Source organism: Sphingobacterium sp. HSC-15S19 (assembly GCF_050433745.1).
GTDB lineage: Bacteria > Bacteroidota > Bacteroidia > Sphingobacteriales > Sphingobacteriaceae > Sphingobacterium > Sphingobacterium siyangense.
The window spans coordinates 361765-381989 of record NZ_JBNPWQ010000001.1 but is presented as its reverse complement, the minus strand read 5'-3'; the positions used below and the strand labels follow the sequence as shown (position 1 = coordinate 381989).

The window sequence follows — 20225 nt, the reverse complement described above, 5'->3', positions numbered from 1 at the left end:
TTTTGAAAGTTATGAAATTTAATTGGAATATAAGATTGTCGGCTTCAAAGCAACTTGGAAATATCCTGCTATGGGGCGTATGTTTAATAATGGTGCAGTCCTGTTCGAAAGAACTGGATGCACCTACTCCACTGCCATTCGAAATTACGGATATTACAGCATCTGCTGATAAAGTGGTCATTAATCCGAGTAAGCCGTCTGAGGATGCGCTTACGGTTTCGTGGCCGGCATTTTCAAACTCAATGATCTCTTATAAAATAATCCTGGCTAACGGTGAGCAACGGGATAGTGTAGCAGTCGCCTCTGGAGCGATAAGCAAACGGTTTACCCAGGGTGAATTGAACGCTATACTAGTTGAAAAATTGAAGATGACGGTCAATATAGAGTCCAAACTGGATATTACGGTGCTCGGACTAATTCCGTCAAAAACGCTGTCAACTACATCGAAAACAATCAGCATACAGGTTGTTCCTGGTCCGGTCGGTGCGGCGTATGCATCCCTATGGGTGGTGGGCGATGCTACGCCAAATGGCTGGAATATTGAAAACCCAAATGCAATGAAGAAAGATCCGACCAACGCCTTTCAGTTTAAGTTTAATGAAGTATTGAATGCTGGTGACTTTAAAATCCCTGTAGCGACAGGAAATTGGGGGACAGATTTCTTTATGCCTTTAGCAAACCATCCAAAACTTTCCGAAACTGGTGTTCAGCTGGTTCCGGGTGGAAACCCTGATTATAAATGGAACATCGCAACTGCTGGCGCTTACAAGATTCTGCTTAATATCAGTGCAACCCCATTTATAACGATCAAACCTTTTACCCCGTACAAGCAGATATGGCTCGTAGGGGACGCTGTGCCTTCTGGCTGGACAATAGATAATCCAACACCAATGGTGCCTACAGCAGGAAACCCTTATGAGTTTACTTATACAGGCTCATTAAAAGTGGGCGAATTTAAGATCCCAACCGCAACCGGAAGCTGGGACGGAGATTTCTTCATGCCACCAACCAATGGAGAAGGAACAACAGGAAAAGATGCAATAATTATCGCTGAGGGTAAAATCGACAACAAATGGAAAATTACCGAAGCTGGAACGTATAAAATTACCTTCAACCAGCTTTACGAAACAATTTCAATTGTCAAAAATTAGGCCATATGAGACGATTTCATCAACTCGCTACACCACTTGTATTTTTGAACATGCTGTTTATGACAGCATGTTCAAAAACTCCTTCAAATGATATAACCACAAAGATAATTCATCCAGACAGTTTGCAAAATCCGTTCGTCGGCCCACTATATTGGAGCCCTTACGAATATAACTTCGAAACGGATGGTTATATTCCTGAAGATGAATGGGAAAAGAATATCAACTGGATTGACAACAACCTAAAATCTTTAGGTTACAAGATGGTCTGTATCGACGGCTGGGGCGACGACTTTAAATACAACGCCGATGGTTATCGTACAACCCACTCGTCCAAATGGAAGCACGACTACGCCTGGTGGTCCGATAACCTGAAAGGTAGAGGGATGACTTTGGGAATATACAACAACCCCCTATGGGTAATCAAATTGGCCGCTGATGCTGGTGTAAAAATTAAAGGAACGAATATTCCCCTTTCCAGCATCATGAAAGAAGATGAACAGGCCACCTGGTTTAAATGGGTACAAGTTGACAAACCGGGAGCCGAAGAATATGTCAAAGGATATATTCAATACTATGCGGATATGGGTGTGCGCTATCTACGCGTAGATTTTCTTTCCTGGTTTGAAGATGGAAAAGATAGGAATATGGGGACAGTAGGTCCAGTACGTCCGGCGGCGTACTACGAGAAAGCTCTTCGGTGGATGCGTGAAGCCTGCGATAAAAATGGAATTTTCTTATGTCTGGTGATGCCACATCTCTATAATGATGCGCAGGTAGAGCAAAAATACGGACACATGATCCGCGTCAACGACGATGTTGGAGATGGCAAATGGTGGCGATGGAGCGACAATGAACGTGGAATCAAACGTGTTGGATGGTCACAATATGCAAATGGCATGGATGGTCTGACCTATTGGTCTAACATTTCAGGCAGAGGAAAGATGATACTGGATGCTGATTTTCTTCGGATCAATACTTTTTCAAATGATCATGAAAAGAAGAGTGTAATCTCAGCCTGCTTCATTTCTCGCGGCGCTGTCACAGTTGGAGACCGTTATAATTCCATCGGTAAAAATCTTTGGCTTTACCAAAATAGGGAACTACTTGCTTTAAGAGAAGATGGATTTGTCGGAAAACCCTTAACCAACGATCCGAAAGATCCAAAAAGCCAAATCTGGAAAGGTCAGTTGACCAATGGTGATTGGGTCATAGCCCTTTTTAATAGAGAGAGTAACTATCAAACCAGAGGATTGAATTTTACAGATTTATCTGGCAGCCATTGGCGGGTAAGGGATTTATGGAAACATGAAGACCTGGGGACAATGAGTTCCTATTTTGAAAATATTCCACCCCATGGTGTAACAGTTTTGCGATTGACGAAGTAATCCAAAGCTCATAACAATACTGAATTTTAATATATATGCTAAAATAGAAATGATGAAAAAATCAATTTTTCTTTTATTTGTCGTCTTTTGCTCTAACGGGATCGTAGCACGGGGGCAACAGATAAAATCGCCCAATGGAAGATTTGAACTGGCCTTTGGATTGACAAAAGAAGGTACGCCAACCTACGAATTAAAGTTTAAAAACAACGTGGTAATCAAGACCAGCAATCTGGGATTGGAACTCAAGCTCAAACCGGATGAAGAATTACATTTAAGGGGACAAACGGATGGTGAAACCCAGATAAAAAAGAAGAGCTCGCTTTATAGCAATTTTGAAATCTCCGATTCAAAGACCAGCACTTTCGATGAAACATGGCAACCGGTATGGGGAGAAACTAAAAATGTAAGAAACCATTATAATGAACTCGCTGTCACATTAAACCAAAAACAAACAGAGCGCCAAATTATTATCCGTTTTCGCTTATTTGATGATGGTCTCGGTTTTCGGTATGAATTTCCACTGCAGAAAAACCTAAATTACTTCACTATTAAAGAGGAACATAGCCAGTTTGCCATGACTGGTGACCATACTGCTTATTGGATTCCTGGCGATTATGACACCCAGGAATATAATTATACCACATCTAAACTATCTGAAATAAGGGGTTTGATGGGAAGCGCTTACGAAGGTGGAAACGTCTCTCAAACCTCCTTCTCGCCAACGGGGGTACAGACCTCGTTGATGCTAAAAACCAATGAAGGTGTTTACATCAATTTACATGAAGCAAGCTGTCTGAATTATTCGACGATGCACCTCAATTTGGATGACAAAAATTTTGTTTTTGAATCTTGGCTTACACCAGATTCACATGGCGATAAGGGTAAAATGCAAGCACCCGCTACCTCACCTTGGAGAACAATTATCGTAAGTGATGATGCAAGAGATATATTGGCGTCTAAGATGACCTATAATTTGAATGAGCCAAGCAAAATACAAAATACTTCCTGGATAAAGCCTACAAAATATGTAGGCGTGTGGTGGGAAATGATTTCCGGTAAGAGTAGTTGGTCCTATACAAATGAATTTCCGTCTGTCCAGTTGGGAATAACAGATTTCAGTAAGGCAAAACCAAATGGTACCCATGGCGCGACAACAGCAAACGTTAAAAAGTATATAGATTTTGCTGCGAAGCATGGTTTTGAGGGTGTTTTGGTTGAAGGATGGAATATCGGATGGGAAGATTGGTTTGGTAATGATAAAGATTATGTCTTTGATTTTGTCACGCCTTATCCTGATTTTGATCTCAAAGGATTAAACGATTATGCACACGCCAAAGGTGTGAAACTGATTATGCATCATGAGACATCCGGATCTATCCGCAACTATGAGCGACATATCGATACAGCCTATAGGCTGATGAACCAATTGGGTTATGATGCTGTAAAAAGTGGGTATGTAGGAAATATTCTTCCATTGGGTGAACACCACTATAGCCAATGGACAAATAACCATTTTCAGTATGCTGTAGAAAAAGCAGCTTCCTACCAAATTATGGTTAATCAGCACGAAGCTGTACGTCCGACGGGTGTAGCACGTACCTGGCCAAATTTGATAGGCAATGAATCTGCTAGAGGTACAGAATACCATGCATTCGGTGGCATAAAGCCTAATCATGTAACTATCTTGCCTTTTACAAGACTTATTGGCGGTCCAATGGATTATACCCCTGGTATTTTTGAAATGAACCTCGCCAATGGTGCCCATGTGAATAGTACGTTGGCCAACCAATTGGCGCTATATGTAACAATGTATAGCCCTTTGCAGATGGCAGCAGATTTTCCGGAAAATTATGATCGTTTTCCAGATGCTTTTCAATTTATTAAAGATGTCGGGCTGGATTGGGATGACAGTAAATATTTAGAGGCTGAACCTGGTCAATATATTACCGTTGCCCGTAAAGAAAAAAATACAGAAAAATGGTTTTTAGGAAGTGTAAATGGAAATTCCAGCAGAACATCGAAGATAAAATTTGATTTTCTGGATGAAGGAAAGACCTATTTGGCAACTATTTATGCTGATGCGTCAGACGCAAACTATAAGACAAAACCACAAGCGTATACAATAAAAACTACAAGAGTAACGAAAAAGGATACGATCGTTCAACATTGTGCCGCAGGCGGTGGTTATGCTGTTTCGATTGTCCCAATCAAGAAATAAAGGCAATTGATGAGATCATAGGGAGGATTTTTCGTATCCAAACGGAAATGAATCCCTAAATGTCTTATCCATTTCTATAATTAATAAGGCCTTCATCCCTATCTCACTTATGATAGTTTAACGGATCGATATAACTAATGTTCATTAGCGAACTTGATATCGGACTACCAACGAGATGCAATGCGTTATATATGCAGTTCTATTTCTTACATCCTGTTTTGTAAATTCAAAAACCAGTAAAGCGATATCATGAAGCTAGTTGCGAAAATATTTTAATTAAAATAGCGCTGAATAAATATGGATCATTTAGAACCTATACCATTATGGACATTAGTAGCTAATATCAAACAGGAAATTAGTTATGGTGAAGGGAAAATGGAAACCCACAAAGGCTCTAAACAGTTTAGCCCGGGCACCAAAGTGTATATTATCGATTGGTATGCTGGGATGTGCAAAGATATTACCGTAATCGGCTTGTCCAGAGACAAAAAAAAATTAATTACGATTGTTATACGGGCCGAATGGATCGAAAATTTCCGCGTCAAGTTATGCTACAACCCTAAAGTATGCTCAAAAATAAAGACCTACTTTGATAAGGAGGAAGCTGGAATGCAGCGGTATACAGAAAAATTTGTAAATGATATGTTTGTCGGTATACCTCAATGGAATGAACCTATTTAACTCTCACAACGATAATGTGAGTTACCTTTGCCACAATTGATTATGTATATGGTCAAATATTGTCCATTACAGTAAATTACTTTGTACTAAATTTTAGATAATGGTCTTTCATCGGTATCCCATCTGCAGTACGGAATGCATTTCCTGTAATGATAATTTCATAGTTTTTGTTTGGTTCTAACTCCCAATCAATGATAACAGATTTCTTATCTGAAGAATAACGATGTCCTTTTATCAGCGGAAAACCTTCTTTGGAAACTCCCCTAAATGACCGTCCCTGTCCCAATAAGGGCCTGTCGAAATTTATCTTCAGCTCCCTTAAGGTGTTGTTGACATTGGTTTGTCCATCCTGAATTCCCTCAAAAGAAATGATTTTTGGTCTTCTTTCTTCAAAAGCCGCATCTAAAGAAGAAATATCTTTAGCATAGGATTGATAAACCTTGGCAAGTACAGGCATATAGCTTTCTAAAGTAGGATATAAGTCTCGCTGACGATCAAAGTGTTCAAGTTCATCAACAAGTTTCTCAATCCAAAGAAATCCCCTATCTAGCTGTCCATTGGTTTCCTTTGAAATCTCTTCGGAGCTGAAATTATGATCTTTTTGATATTTGATAACCGCAGCTCGAACCAATGCCTCGTTCAACATCGTTTGCCAGCTACCGTATGCCTGCCGGTTCATTTCCTCCTTTACAACGCTATATAATTTTTCGCCGCTGTCTCTAAAAATTGTCGTGTCTTTTTCCAATAAATAATTAACAAAGGAGTGGTTAAACTCGTGAAGTAATGTAGGTAAATAGCTCTGTAAAGGAAATTCAGCCATGCCAAGACTATCCATACTCCATGTCCCCATAATAGCGTAGACTTCCTTAAGACCCTGTGGATTTTTAATGGCTACCCCATAGTTACCGCCGCCATTCCCCAAACCATTCACAATCAAAAACTTTTCGGATGGTTTCTTACCATAGAATTTAGGGTACCAGTCCAATTCAATATGTTCATAAATTGGAAGAAAGCGCTTTTGTACCTCATTGTACAGTGCCTGGTTATCCTGAAAAAATCCTTTGCTATTACTGTCTTTGTAAAACTTCTTTAACAGTGTTGCGAATTGAAGAGCATTAGCTCTACTCCACCTTTTGTCCAGGGTTTCGTTGATATTTTTTTGCTTAAGATTGAACTTATCATCAAGATGTATGGCCATACTCATCACTGCATCGTAGCCTATGCCATTTTCATTTTTAATCTTATTGACAAAAGTGATCAATTCGTGTTCTTTAAAAGGACCATAGTGTTCATTGATTCGATCAACGTAGCGCTTAAAAATAGCTGAGCTATACTCTTGATTGCCAGCAAGTCTAAACACAATACTCAGAAGCTCGATACGCTCATCAACTTTTGGCTTATCCATAATTTCGTTACGCTGCCCATAGGTAAGCATAAATGATAAACTGAATAGGATAATCAATACATATTTAGAAGTTTTTTCGAACATATTGGAAATAGGCTTTACCATCTTTTATTTATTTTGTACTTGAATGGGGATTCCAAATAGTTTGCCAATAAATTTAACACGCTATTTGCCAATACACTACGAACGAATTTCTTTCTTAATACTGACCGTTATTGAACACTGGCCGTTCAATATTGAACAGGCTGCCAGCCATTTTCTATAATCTTATTCATTAATATTAAATTGATCACTTAAGTCTTATAACTGTTTGAAAGCATATTACATTTCTTGTGCAACGTTACCTAAGTTGACAGCTGTTAGAAAAGAATAAATTCTTAAATTAGTTCAAGAATTATTTAGATCTAATTAGTTGAATTTAAAACTGCTTTACACCAATAATATGACCACCCTAAGATTTATATTGCTTGCACTTATATCAGTTGTTTGGTCACTGCCCTCTGCTTCTGCTCAAAACTCCCTTCCTAGAAATCTGAAAGAAACAGCCTCATTATTAAATCTTAACGTTTCCGATAGCCTAAAAAACGTAATCAAGTATAGTGATGAGGTAGAGTTAAGTGAATTAACCGACAATGAACTTAAAAGTGAATTTGAATTGATTGACTCGCTCCTTTCGACTGGAAAATCTCCATTATTTACATATTTAAATAATAAAGGAATCCACAACTTTAAAAAAGATGTGATTTTGGAATACTATAAACAGCTACTCTCAGCGGGTTATGTAAAAGAAGATTCTCTCGTTAAGGCATTCAAACTGAAGGAAAACAAATTGAAAAAGGAAATCAGACAGCGGATGGATGCGGACACAATTGCCGGTATTTATATCCCGAAAAACCTTGACGATTGTTTTGTCCAAATAGACTCGTTCTGGGATGATAGCACCAAAAATAAAATAAGAGAAATGACAGAGTCAGAGTTTATGGCCGGCTCACATTTCGGATTTGGAATGTGGATGAGAAATAATTGGGGCCTCTGGGGAGGTTCAAGGCTCTCCGCATATTTCAATAAAAGGGGAATAAGGCATCCTGACGACATGTCTGGCATCATATTAACAAGTTATTATAGGAAATTAAAGGGGAAAGATCCCGATGTAAAATCGCAGCTAGAGTATTATAAAAAGTACTGGACTCCATAAAACTTTTCAATAATACTAATCGTATTACCAATTTTATTTTTAACAGTTTTTGGGCTTTGTGTGAATTTTGATGGCCTAGTACCGTTTGTTTTTCCGGTTATTACAATTCTTTTTTTTCTCGCATTCGCTATCCTTATAATACTTCCAAAAAAAGGATGATCATGATATTGGTCAGCTCCTTTATCATTTTATTCTATTCTTTTGGAATTTACCCAAAATTGATCGTCCGAAAAGAAATTTTTGAAACTTCATTAAGCTTGAATAGTATTACGTTATACCCTTTTGTTTCCGTCCAAAAAGATTCTGTAAATATTCATCTGGAGCACCCTGTGGTATCGGACTTTATGTTTACTTCCTGTGGGCCATGCCTTAAAAAATTAACATATTTACAGGCAATCATGATCCGCTTATCAGTAATAAAATACAAGACCATCTCTTTTCGCAGTGATTTCCTTTAATTGATCATAGTCCATATTCAAACATTGATATAGCGTAAAAATCACACCTGAACGCATGGTATAAATTTCATCGGGAAGTCGACCCAAATTTGTACCGTTCAAAATAACGTTATTCACGGCCTTCAAAGCACAAATCTCTACAGGAAATTTCTTGAGCTTGCTATAATTGAAATCCAGTTTTAGCAGACCGTCCAACTGTCCAAAACTGCTTGGAAAATCAGTAATCGAAGATGCCCTTGCATTGATTTCCTTCAGGCTCTTAAGTTTTCCGAATGTTTCTGGTAGAGTTGTCAGTCTACTATTCTCCATATTCAGATAGGATAAACTACTTAATCCGCCGAACTCATCTGGAAGCTTCTCTACAGAAGGGGATAGCCAAAGATCTTCTAATTTTTTAAGGTTACCTATCGAAGCCGGTAAAGTTTTAAAATTACCGCCCACTAACCAGAATCTAAGATTAGACAAGTTCCCAATATTATCAGGAATAGATTGCAAGCTTTCTCCTTGAATCCAAAGTTGTTTTAAGCTCTTGAGGTTACCAAAAGATTGTGGCAGCTGCTGAAGCCTACTTTCTCCGTAAATTTCAAGCGTGTCCAACTTAGTCAAATTATCGATATCCGAAGGCAAGGTAACTGGTGATGATCCCGCATAAACAAAACTAAAACGTGCAAACCTCAAATTACGGCATTGACTCAAACTTGATGGGATATAAGCCTGTTGCGCGAGAATTTCCGTAGACACCAGTTTGGTCAAGTTTCCAAAATCTGAAGGAAGCTGGGTAACAAAACAATCGAGGTGTTTTAGGTTTGCCAGTTTACCCAACGTGCCGTTGAAGTCTACATCGCCGACATACCGCATAATAAGGGTTTCGAGCGACTTTAAGTTCCCAAAAGTTTTTGGCAATACCACGGTATATCCCAAATCGGGGGTTCGCATCGGTGTGAGGTGAAATGATTTCAATTTGGTCAGATTGCCAAAATTATCGGGAATGGTAAGATAATAGCCTACCCGATCCAGACTAAGTTCTTCAAGAGCAAGGTAATGATCGCCGAAAATAGTCGGAACATCTTTCAATGAAGATCCACCTAAAATAAGCTTCCTCAGATATTTAAATGCCTTAAGCGCAGGAAAAGAGCCCGGGTCATTAAAACGATGTGCAATACCTGAAGCCTGCATATTTATTTCAATAATATGTCCATCCTTATCTTCAACAACACGCCCACCGCGCCCCATTTGCAATTCATTTAATGCCTCGTCTTCTTGATATTCGCCAGTCTGTACCTTTTTGGTAAACTGATAATTTTTCCCAGCATAAGTCATCGTATAGGTAACTTGATAGCTGGTATTGGAATAACCATGCAGTTCAATAGTAGGGTTTTCTTCTACTGGCCTAGCCCATCCGTCGTGGTATGTGCTATGTAGATGACCATAAGCTTTATCGAAAGACCATTTACCTTTATATTTAGGATCCACGGCGAAATGAAGTATAGTCTTAAAAGATGAGGGTGTGTTTTCTTTAATATCGATATGTAACTCGGGTATTTTAACATCGACTGTGGCCGTATTACTATTACCACTACCTTTTACCGTCCAGGTAAGGATATATTCCTCTCCAGGCACTCCCCTAAAAAACGAATTAGGGTTATTAGGATCGTCGATTTTCACATAATCTTCCACTACAGTTCCTTTTGTTATACTCCATGTACCTGTTTCCCCTTTTTGTAAGGCGCTACCCTTTAGCTGGACGGTGAATTCGTCATATAGTTCAGTGGGCTCGGCCTTAGGTTCATATACTGTTTTCAGTACATCCTGGTATTCCTTCTTTGAACAGGCTACAAATAAAAAGCTTTCAAAAAAAACACAAAGAAATGAACACCAAAATAATGTAGACTTATTATACATGGATATTAAGGTTGAGTTGTAAAATTAAATATTGCTGAACGTACTGAATTCCCGTTGCTGTCGTTAACAATCAGTTGATAATAGTATTTTTTCGATTTTTCTAAAGGGGAAAAGAACACACTATACTTATTGTTATTTTGACTCACGGCATTGTAGATTTTTCCTCCGGTCTGTTTGTACATAACAGCAAGATCATCGTGTACATATACTTCAACTTTACTATATGGATACGAAGCAAGTGTAAAAGACAGTATGTACTGGCCTTTATCTAAAGTAACTTTATTTTGAATATCTGCAAAAGCATCTATTTCGTTATATACGGTTTCCTTTTTGCAGGAGCTCATAAGGACTAATAAAACTCCTATAAACCAGCATATACAGTTGTTATTGGATAGACATTTCATAAATTGAGCCTTCTAAAAAGTTAATATCAGCATTGAGGTAATACTTGTCTTTATAAGTGAACATTCCGCCAAAATACATATGATTTCCATTAATACTTAAATAGATAGGACTTAGCGTGTTTTTTACTATGTTGTACATCATAAAATTATTGACGTCCAATGCCAGTAATATATCACCATTAAAATTTATGGCACCTACTGGCGCATAAGGATAGGTTTGATGGGTTGTTCCGACACGATATAATTCTGTAAGTTTAAATGTGTTCGCGTCAACAGCATATATCGTTAAGGTATACCCGATATTGAAACCTTGGTCAAATACATTTGAAACTCCAAGTGCATATAATCTGCCTTTAACTGAGACAAAACAGTCGCTAGTAAAATTGATATCGAAAGTGGCAATCTCTTCAAATTTGTCTTTTTCTGGACTATACTTGGCAACGATGTTCTTTATGCCTCGCGAATTCAACGTAAGTGTATACGTTTGGTAGACCGTATTATTGTGCACAAAGATACCATGATTATTATAACCGTGCGATTCTTTAAGTTGGGGCCGGCTAAAATAATACTTTGAAAACTCACGTTTTTCAACATCAAAAGCCTGACAAAGAAGCTCATTGCCATGAAAAGCATTCGGTTCTAAAGAAGGCAGTATATGGCTTACTGGTTGTGACACAAAAAATATCTTATTCTTTAAGGAGACGGATTTTGCAGGAAGAAATCGTATCGAATCCGGAATATGAGCAATATTTTGTAATCTGCTTGTTTCAGGATCAAATAGTGAGACTGAATTTTCTCCAAAATAATAAATTTGATTATTGCAGATAGATGCATAAGTAGTCCTCAACGACGTTTTTTTCAGCTTTAAGGACAAGGCTTTTCCAGTATAAACAAAATCAATGGCTTGTCCAATAATCTCTTTCTCTTTGTAGAGAACACGCATCATATGGTTACCATCTCTGTACGGATAATACCCCGACAGGTTGATTTGATAAGTTCCATTTTTTGTCGCTTGCGGATAGTCCATGTGCAATGTGTCCTTCCAATAAAGAAATTTGAGATCCCGCAAGTTGATATTATGGAGGTTCTTTCCTTCTACAACAGTGGTAAACCTGCCAGTCTCGTCATAAGTTGCCACGGGTGTAGGCCAAAAGAGCGTAAAATCTTCTGGGAATGGAGCAGTTGTGGTTATTTCAGTTTTACGCTCAGATTCTATTGTGTTGCCATTATACTCGATGTAAGGCACCAAAATATAAGTAGATTCGGAATCCAGTTCATTCAATGTGAGTCGAAACATATCGCCTTCACGAACAGCTTCAACACTTTTTCCTTGACTGGGATTATCTTTTTTATAGTACCTGACGCCCGATTTTGTATATCCTAGACTGGAAATCTGATAGGTCATTGAAATTTCTTTATCCCGGACACTAGTGATGGCCTCATTAATAATCCTTGGAAAAACCTCATTTTTTTCAGTTTTACAGGCCGACATAAGAAAAACAAGCCCCAGTAGACAAAGGTATTTGTTAAAGTTGCCCATTTGATTTTGTTTTAATATAAATGAAATTCAAATTTTCATAGGACCAGGTTTGTATATAATAGAAAAACAGGTTGTATGAATTATCGACATTCTGGGTCATATTTTTAAACATATGCATCTCCAAATTACGATATTGTAAAGTCGATAAGAGCTTCAGATCACTGTCATACTTATTTATAGTACCATAAGTGGATATTCCACCACCTTCTTGCTGTCCATAGACCACAATATTGTTATCATTATCAAAAAAAGCTCCTGCTGGCTTTAAATTGACGTACTCACCCAATTTTGCCTTGACATTGCCATTCTTATCAAATTTGACATACCTTAACGAATAGGAATAGAAGTCAAAACCCCAGAGATAAAAAATATCATTTTTATCTTTCAGTAAAATAGGCATATGGTATTGACGTTCGTAATCGCCAGGAAGCTTTCCATCAAACTCAAAAGTAGCCAGCACATTACCGTCCCGATCTGTTTTTTGCACCTTAATTTTTGTTGCTTCAGAATCAAGCAAACTATAATAGATCTGTTGCGCATTGTCTAACTGAATTGAAGAAATCCCAACGGAGCTATTTTTACGTTTCCAAACAACTTTAAAGTCGCTGATAGTAACCTTTAACAGCTCTCCCCCACCTGTACCCATGATCATGTTATGTGACGCGTCAAACTGAACTGATGAAACGTAATCATTCGGAGACAAATCTATCGAAACGGGCTTCTCCAGTTTCAGTTTACCATTTGTCTGATCAATGACATAAATATCGTGTTTAACAATAATGAAAGCTTCATCTTGCTTAGAAGGCAACACTACATGTGGTGGTAAATCATAATAATTTAGATCCTGGATCAAGCGATACCATATAATCTGGCCTTTATTATTTGTACGATATACAATCAGTTTAAAGTTTGTTTCTCCACCCTCATGCTGCAAAAATGTACAGATTAAATGTCCACCATCTTCCAGAAGACGGATGCTATTATTGCCCGTTATACGTGATTGCGTATGAATTTTGTATTCAACATAAGTACTTCCGTTAGTTGTACTGCCTCCAACAGTTCTTGCATCTATGCTTTGTTCTTGTGTTATTCCCGTTTGGGAACTCGCAATTACACGGATCTTATAATTTGTATCGCCAAGCAAATTAATTAAGCTGTATTTTGTTATACTAAGATCCTTCGCTACAAGCTTATTATCGACATATATCGCATAGGATACTGGCTTAAAATGCGAACTGTTCACCTTATCCCAAGATAACTCTATTAAATCTTTATTTGCAGCACTTACAACAAGATTCAAAGGATTTAATATTTCTGCCTGATCAATATATTCATCGGTTTTGCTCGCAATATTCTCCTTCTTGGAACATCCTCCAATTAATAAAATTAGAATTAAGAAAAATAGCTGAGCACAATGGTAAAAAATAGCTCTTTTCATAAAATGAAGTTACTCACCAAAGATATTAAAAAGGTTGTATCAAAAGCATTTTTTTAAACATAATTAATTGATGCATTAATTAGGCCAAATAATTCTCTACAATATTTAATAGACCTTTATGAGATTATCGTGCCCCACAAGCAAATTCCATCTATACACACACCTATATTATCTGATTGTACAGCATTATAGGATGAAACATATCATTTACTTCACCGTTAATTTGACGCTTGCTTTCTTCAATCCTTTTCCTTCTACTTCTGCTATAATTTCCCCAACAGAGTCTCTGCTTTCAACAAGAAAAACCAATTGACCATTAAAGCACTTCATGAAAGGCTTCTGAAATGATTCCAAACTTGTTGGATCTCCATTCGCCACAGCCTTAAATGCCCCCTGCCCTTTTACCTTGAATTTTAATTCTCGGTCTTCGCCTGTCACAATATTCCCCTGTTTATCAACCAGCGTAGCTGTGATAAAAGCAATATCTTTTCCATTTGCTTTCAATTGTTTCCGATCAACGTCTAAACGTACAGTATATAACTTACCTGCCGTCTTTACACTATCTCTTGCAGCTATATTTCCTAAAGAATCATAGGCAACTACCGTAACCGTACCCGGTTCGTATTTAGTATCCATCCACATCAAACGATAGCGCTTTTGACGCATAAAATCATTTTGTGCCTTTTTATCGTTAGAATTTTCCAAGGTAACATCAAAATCTTTCTTTTTTACTCCTTGACTTTTTCCATTGATAAAAATTTCCGCTGCAGGGTAATCTGTATAGACAAAAATTGGCGTTTTCTGTCCTTCGCGTCCCTTCCAGTTCCAATGAGGAAGAATATGAAGTGTATGCAATTCCTGGTTCCAATGGCTACGATAAAGATAATATCGATCTTTAGGGATACCGGCAAGATCTACAATACCGAACAAAGAACTATGACTTGGCCAATCTGTATAGTAGGGTGTCGGTTCGCCCAAATAATCGAACCCTGTCCAGACAAATTCACCTATTGCGTAAGGAAGATCGTCATGCTGAATAAAGTTATCTTCAGGCAAATCCGACCAGGAACAATGCTCTACATCATAACTCGAAGCCTGATGGTCGTCATATTTTGCCATCGATTTTCGTTCAACGGGAAATTTATAAACACCTCTAGAACTCAAAGTAGACGCAGTTTCAGTACCAAGAATTAACTGCTGTTGTAACTTTTTATAGGCTTCGGGGTATTTAAATGGACGATAATTAAAGCCTGCAACATCCATCGTTGAGGCAAAGCTACTATTTATAACCGCATCAGGGTTGTCCATCCCCTGGGTAACTGGGCGAGATGGATCCTCACGATGGCAAATATCTTGCAGATACCGCGCGACCTTAGATCCGTCAGGACTTCCTTGTTCGGGTACTTCATTTCCAATACACCACATCACAACGCTTGGATTATTGCGGTAATGCCGTATCAGATTGACAAGATCTTTTTCGGCCCAATCGTTAAAATATTGATTGTACCCATTCTTCATTTTGGGAATTTTCCATTCATCAAAACTTTCCGCCATTAGCATAATACCCATTTCGTCACAGGCTTGCACCAGCTCCGGAGCCGGCATATTATGGGAAGTGCGAATGGCATTAACGCCCATATCTTTCATTATTCGTAACTGCCGCCTAATAGCGGCATCATTCACAGCTGCTCCCAAAGGCCCCAAATCATGATGCAAACACACTCCTTTAAATACGGTCAGCTTTCCATTCAAATAAAACCCTTTATTGGGTACCATAGCAATGCTTCTGATTCCAAATACGGTTTGATATTTATCGATTAATTTGCCGTTCTGATAGAGCTTGCTGACAGCCTTATATAAATTGGGGGATTGCAATTCCCACAATTGTGGTTTCTCAACGAACAATTCCTGTTGCATCTGCTGGATCTGGTAGTTGCCTATCTGATCATTCTTCTTCGCCACGATGCGTCCATGGCTATCGATAAGAATAGTTTCTAAGGAAAGAGAATCTTTCGACAGATCTATACCGGCTAAATCAGTCCGAACCTGAATTCGAGCGAAATCCTTTGTGATCTCAGGCGTCGTAATATAGGTGCCCCAATGTGCAATACTTGTTTTTTCAGTGATCTCCAATCGAACATTTCGATACAATCCTGCGCCAGGGTACCAGCGGGATGACTCAGACTTATTTTCTAATCTTACCGCGACCAAATTTTGACCCGGACTCACATACTCGGAAACGTCAAAATAAAAACTATTATAGCCATAAGGCCAATTGCCGACCTTTTTCCCATTCACAAAAACGACAGCATTGCTCATAGCACCATCAAACTGTAAAACCGTGCGCTTATTTTGAACGTTTTGTGGCAATTCAAATTCTTTACGATACCAGCCAACGCCTACAAACGGAAGTCCACCAGTCCGACCTGCATGTTCCAATGCTTCCTTTTGTCCATCTTGAGCAATAGCCATATGCTGCTTATCATTGTTGGCACTAAATGGGCCATAAATTGCCCAATCATGCGGAACACGAACAGTCTGCCATTCGCTTGTAATCAATCCGATATCAGCGAAGTTTGGCTGATCATGTTTTGTAAATTTCCATCCATCCTCGAGCATGGTTACTATTCGTTCCTGAGCAAATAAAGTATTTGGTCCAATAGATATTATTGCACATAGTATAAATTTCAGTCCTCGGGTTGAAAAAATGGATAAATAAGATTTAGATTCTTTTTGCATCTATAGCATTTTAAGGTTGAGTTTGTTCATAAAAACAAATTGAAGATCCGAAAATACAACTTATGTATAACATAATAAAATTATTCAGATCTTTTGTGATTGGAATTAAAGCTGAAATCATGATGTGCTATTCAAATGCTCCTCTTTCATTGAAATAGAGTCCCAGCTGTTCTATTTGCGGGTTTAGGCGAGATTGTAAAATGTTGATTCTTAATCTCTGGGCACTAACTGTCGGAAAAGTCAATAAACGTTTGTTACCGATAGTAGTTCCTTTCGACACTTCTCTCCAGACTCCATCTTGCCAGATCTCCAAATTAAATCGCTCGACACGTTGCCCTAAAGCGATGGTTTCCTGTAAGGAAAGAACGTTGAACGCGGTTGCTTTAGGTAGGGTATATTCAAAAGTTGCTATGCTGTTTTTTTCATCTTTCGTCGTCCAAAATGGCATTTTTTTCCATTTTTTTAAAACGAGGCCTGCAGTATGGAGTTTAGCTTTGCTTAAAAGATTTTTCGAAAACAATGCTGTGCGCCAGTCATTCCACTTTTTTAAATTTGCAGCATCTACCGAATGAATCAAACCTGCAGTTGTTGGTGGAATATTAAGCAACAAGACACCATTTTTCCCTACCGAATTAAAATAAATATCCATCAACTTACCCGGGCTTTTGACTTTGTTATCCTCTTCCTCGTGATAGAACCATCCCGGGCGTATAGAAACATCAGTTTCCGCTGGGTACCATACCAGCCCTTTTGCCTTTTTGATCCTTTCTCTGCTCCCAAGATCTTTATTACGCATATCTCCGGCCGGTTTAATATTCATCTGCTGTTGCGATCCTGCAGCTATCTGATTTTGTGCTAGATTACTAGCCGGTACAACTGACCATTCTGTGTCCCGTCCATACCCCGTTTCTGTACCGACCCATCTTACATCGGGTCCCATAACTGCGATAACGGCCTCAGGTTGTTTTTCACGTATAACCTGATAATAACGATTCCAATCGTATTCCTGCTTTTTACCGTTAGGTCCCTCTCCGTTAGCACCATCAAACCAAACTTCATCAATCTGACCATATCGGGTCAGTAATTCGCTCAATTGGGCAACAAAAAAATCATTATAAGCTTCTGACCCATAAGAAGCTTCATGTCGATCCCAAGGGGAAAGATATACCCCCAACTTCATATCGTATTTTTTACAGGCCGCAGCAAGTTCGCCAAAAATATCTCCTTTTCCCTTTTTGTAAGGAGAATTTTTAACCGAATAGTCTGTTGTATTCGTTTGCCAGAGGCAGAAGCCATCGTGATGCTTCGCCGTAAGAATCAAAAGTTTGATTCCACCTTCCTTTGCTGTCCTAACCCATTGTTCTGCATCTAATTGCGTCGGATTAAATAATTTTGGATCGTCTTTCCCTTCACCCCATTCCTTATTTGTGAAGGTATTGATCCCAAAATGGAGAAATCCGGTCACTTCCAGCTTTTGCCAATCAAGCTGTCTTTGGGTCGGTATCACGTTGGCAGCTTTGGTTACAATAGCAGATTCTGATTCTCCGGGTTGTAATGCAATCATATTTTGAGCCGAAGCGTGAAAAACCGCTGCCAATAACAGTAATGTAATTGTATTAATTTTCTTCATTTGATATTTATCTGACAAAAATAAGATAGCCGAAATAATCTCCGAACTATCTTATCTTCAAAATTTTCGTAAAGGTTCCGACCAATTATTGATTGGCCCCCTGATTGGCAACTAAAGGCCAATTCGGGTTTTGATAGATAATTGAACCAGCTGGGCTACCATCTGTCGAAGTTATGCTCAAATGACTTATTGCTATGGGAGACAAATAATGGGCACTGGTCCAGCTATAGCCATTTAGAACAAGATTGTTAGCCGAAAGATTAATCCGATAGGGTCTTAAATATTGACTTTCCTGTGGTGAAGACACATTTGCGGTTTTTCCTGCTGTGCCGGGTACGATTAAAGTCGAGACGCCTTTATCTTTGTACCAGTCTTGCATAGGCCCCCACAGCCTCATCCCTTCAATAATGTATGGATTGCTTGCTAGCTGATCAAGAGCCCGCCAACGCCTAAGATCATTAAATCTAAATCCCTCGGCAACTAGTTCCAAACGGCGCTCCCTTCTAATATTATAAAGAAGTTTGTCAGATAGTAATTGTCCTGCTGAATATGCAGCAAAGTCACCCTGAGCTTCCTTTTGCATGTCGGTCGCATTTACGGTTGCCATAAAATCTGTATTTACACCTGCTCTTTCTCTGATTTTTGTCCAGTAACTATTGGCTTTTGCATCGATCACTCCCTTTGCAAGATAACTTGCTTCAATATAGTTTAGATACGCTTCGACTGCGCGAAATATAATCGAGCCTGTGGTACCAGTCTGTCCCTCAGCTTGGGCAAAAAGATAGCTCATTCCTTTTTTCAAGGCATAACCTGTCACGTACCTTGTTTCGGCTAGTCCGATAATATCTGGTCTCGGCTCTGTCTGCACAGCACCTGTCGAAGAAGTCTGGTTGGTATAACTCAATTCCCCAGGTGCTTTCATAAAGAGCTGTAAGCGATTATCCCGATTTTTTTTGACGAGGCTGATGGAATCGTCACCTGCATACCCAGCGTTAGAAGCATAAATAGGCAGTCCGTTTTTCATGGTGAAATTTTCCACAAGACCTCTTGAATATCCAGAATTTCCGCCATTACGGTTCATGTAGTGATTTACAGCATGCGTAATTCCTAAAGGCATTGAATAACTCCGCCATAAAAGGACTTCACTGTAACCGTTTAGATTTTCATCACCAAACATTTTAAAATAGGGATTTGAAGATGAATTATAACCATCATCCTTTGTATTTCCAACAAGTTCGACTGCATCGGCTACCTGAGCGGCGGCTGTCATCGACTGTTCTAAGAAATAATTGATCTCATTATCGATATTGATCGAAAAATTTGGATGCGATTTTGCACCCGGCCAGCCAGTACCACCAGGGACAAAAGCAGTTCCTTTATGGTATTTTAGCCAAGAGCCTTCAAATAATCCTACACGAGATTTAAAAAGTAAAGCAGCCTTTTTTGAAATACGGTTTTTCCCGTCCGGAGCAACATCGTTCAGCAGTGTAATCGCCGAATCCAAATCAGAAAGAATAAATCTAACCACCACATTCCTAGGTTGTCGAACAGAAGCAGCGGTCAGCTCTTCCATATTATCTTTCAGTGTATTTCTGATGATCGGAAAATCACCTAGCGCCTGTACCTTAGTAAAATATTCATACGCTCTCAAAAAATAAGCTTCTCCCACATAATGGGTTATATTTGCGGAATTTCCTGTTACCTTACCATTTTTCCATTTTGGAAGTACTTGTTCAAGAAAATAGTTCAACTGTCTAATCTGGGTAAAATCCCATTCACCTCCGGAACTTGGCACACGCCATTCTCCCGGGACCCAGCGTGTCGAATAACTTGAAGTCACCTGGTTATCAGTACCGTTATCGTTGGCAAATGTTCCAAGCCCCCAGCCAGAATGGGATGGAAAGGCATAACGTCCAACAGTATATGCAGCTAAGTCCGCTTCTGTATTTAAATATTCTTGTGGTGTTACATTGGATAAGGGTTCTCTATCCAAATACTTATTGCAGGAGTGCAAAGTGAACAACACGGTCATTGATAGCAACCAAGAAATTGTGGAGAAATAATATGTTCTTTTCATAT

At 38.8% G+C, this 20225-nt stretch carries 13 protein-coding genes; 5 read left to right on the top strand and 8 right to left on the bottom strand.

Annotated features, from left to right (window positions below):
* The first annotated feature begins 11 nt into the window (after nt 1-11).
* The 4 genes from L1283_RS01685 (at nt 12) to L1283_RS01670 (ending at nt 5435) form a co-directional block, all read left to right on the top strand.
* Complete coding sequence (locus L1283_RS01685) at nt 12-1151, top strand: SusF/SusE family outer membrane protein (RefSeq protein WP_070566766.1); 1140 nt, start codon at nt 12-14, stop codon at nt 1149-1151.
* A gap of 5 nt (nt 1152-1156) precedes the next feature.
* Nucleotides 1157-2536, top strand: coding sequence for an alpha-galactosidase (locus tag L1283_RS01680; protein WP_429625683.1), 1380 nt, complete (start codon nt 1157-1159; stop codon nt 2534-2536).
* Nucleotides 2537-2588: 52 nt separating this feature from the next.
* Complete coding sequence (locus L1283_RS01675; protein WP_088162443.1) at nt 2589-4754, top strand: glycoside hydrolase family 97 protein; 2166 nt, start codon at nt 2589-2591, stop codon at nt 4752-4754.
* Nucleotides 4755-5051: 297 nt separating this feature from the next.
* Nucleotides 5052-5435 (top strand): hypothetical protein, encoded by a 384-nt coding sequence (locus L1283_RS01670; RefSeq protein ID WP_088162444.1) that lies wholly within the window; start codon nt 5052-5054, stop codon nt 5433-5435.
* 76 nt (nt 5436-5511) lie between these two features.
* Here L1283_RS01670 and L1283_RS01665 read toward each other — a convergent pair whose 3' ends face one another.
* The gene (locus L1283_RS01665) at nt 5512-6945 is read right to left on the bottom strand and encodes a DUF4932 domain-containing protein (RefSeq protein ID WP_088162445.1); all 1434 of its coding nucleotides are present in this window, start codon (nt 6943-6945) and stop codon (nt 5512-5514) included.
* A gap of 307 nt (nt 6946-7252) precedes the next feature.
* Here L1283_RS01665 and L1283_RS01660 point away from each other — a divergent pair, with 307 nt between their 5' ends.
* Nucleotides 7253-8035, top strand: coding sequence for a DUF6794 domain-containing protein (locus L1283_RS01660; RefSeq protein WP_157698544.1), 783 nt, complete (start codon nt 7253-7255; stop codon nt 8033-8035).
* 410 nt (nt 8036-8445) lie between these two features.
* Here the strand turns inward: L1283_RS01660 and L1283_RS01655 are convergent, their stop codons facing one another.
* The 7 genes from L1283_RS01655 to L1283_RS01625 form a co-directional block, all read right to left on the bottom strand.
* Nucleotides 8446-10395: a leucine-rich repeat domain-containing protein gene (locus L1283_RS01655; protein ID WP_088162448.1), complete on the bottom strand. Its 1950-nt coding sequence runs from the start codon at nt 10393-10395 to the stop codon at nt 8446-8448.
* A gap of 5 nt (nt 10396-10400) precedes the next feature.
* A complete protein-coding gene (locus L1283_RS01650) occupies nt 10401-10739 on the bottom strand; it encodes a hypothetical protein (RefSeq protein ID WP_070566777.1) in 339 nt (112 codons plus the stop codon).
* 40 nt (nt 10740-10779) lie between these two features.
* Nucleotides 10780-12339 (bottom strand): hypothetical protein, encoded by a 1560-nt coding sequence (locus L1283_RS01645; protein WP_429625682.1) that lies wholly within the window; start codon nt 12337-12339, stop codon nt 10780-10782.
* On the bottom strand, nt 12326-13777 hold the full coding sequence (locus tag L1283_RS01640) for a hypothetical protein (RefSeq protein ID WP_088162450.1): 1452 nt from the start codon (nt 13775-13777) through the stop codon (nt 12326-12328). The genes L1283_RS01645 and L1283_RS01640 overlap by 14 nt, the downstream gene beginning before the upstream one ends.
* Nucleotides 13778-13984: 207 nt before the next feature.
* Nucleotides 13985-16516 carry a glycoside hydrolase family 2 TIM barrel-domain containing protein gene (locus L1283_RS01635; protein ID WP_198385965.1) on the bottom strand — a complete coding sequence of 844 codons (2532 nt, stop codon included), beginning with the start codon at nt 16514-16516 and terminating at the stop codon, nt 13985-13987.
* A gap of 127 nt (nt 16517-16643) precedes the next feature.
* Complete coding sequence (locus L1283_RS01630) at nt 16644-18146, bottom strand: alpha-L-fucosidase (protein WP_088162451.1); 1503 nt, start codon at nt 18144-18146, stop codon at nt 16644-16646.
* A gap of 85 nt (nt 18147-18231) precedes the next feature.
* Nucleotides 18232-20223 carry a RagB/SusD family nutrient uptake outer membrane protein gene (locus L1283_RS01625; RefSeq protein WP_075993653.1) on the bottom strand — a complete coding sequence of 664 codons (1992 nt, stop codon included), beginning with the start codon at nt 20221-20223 and terminating at the stop codon, nt 18232-18234.
* Nucleotides 20224-20225: the final 2 nt, after the last annotated feature.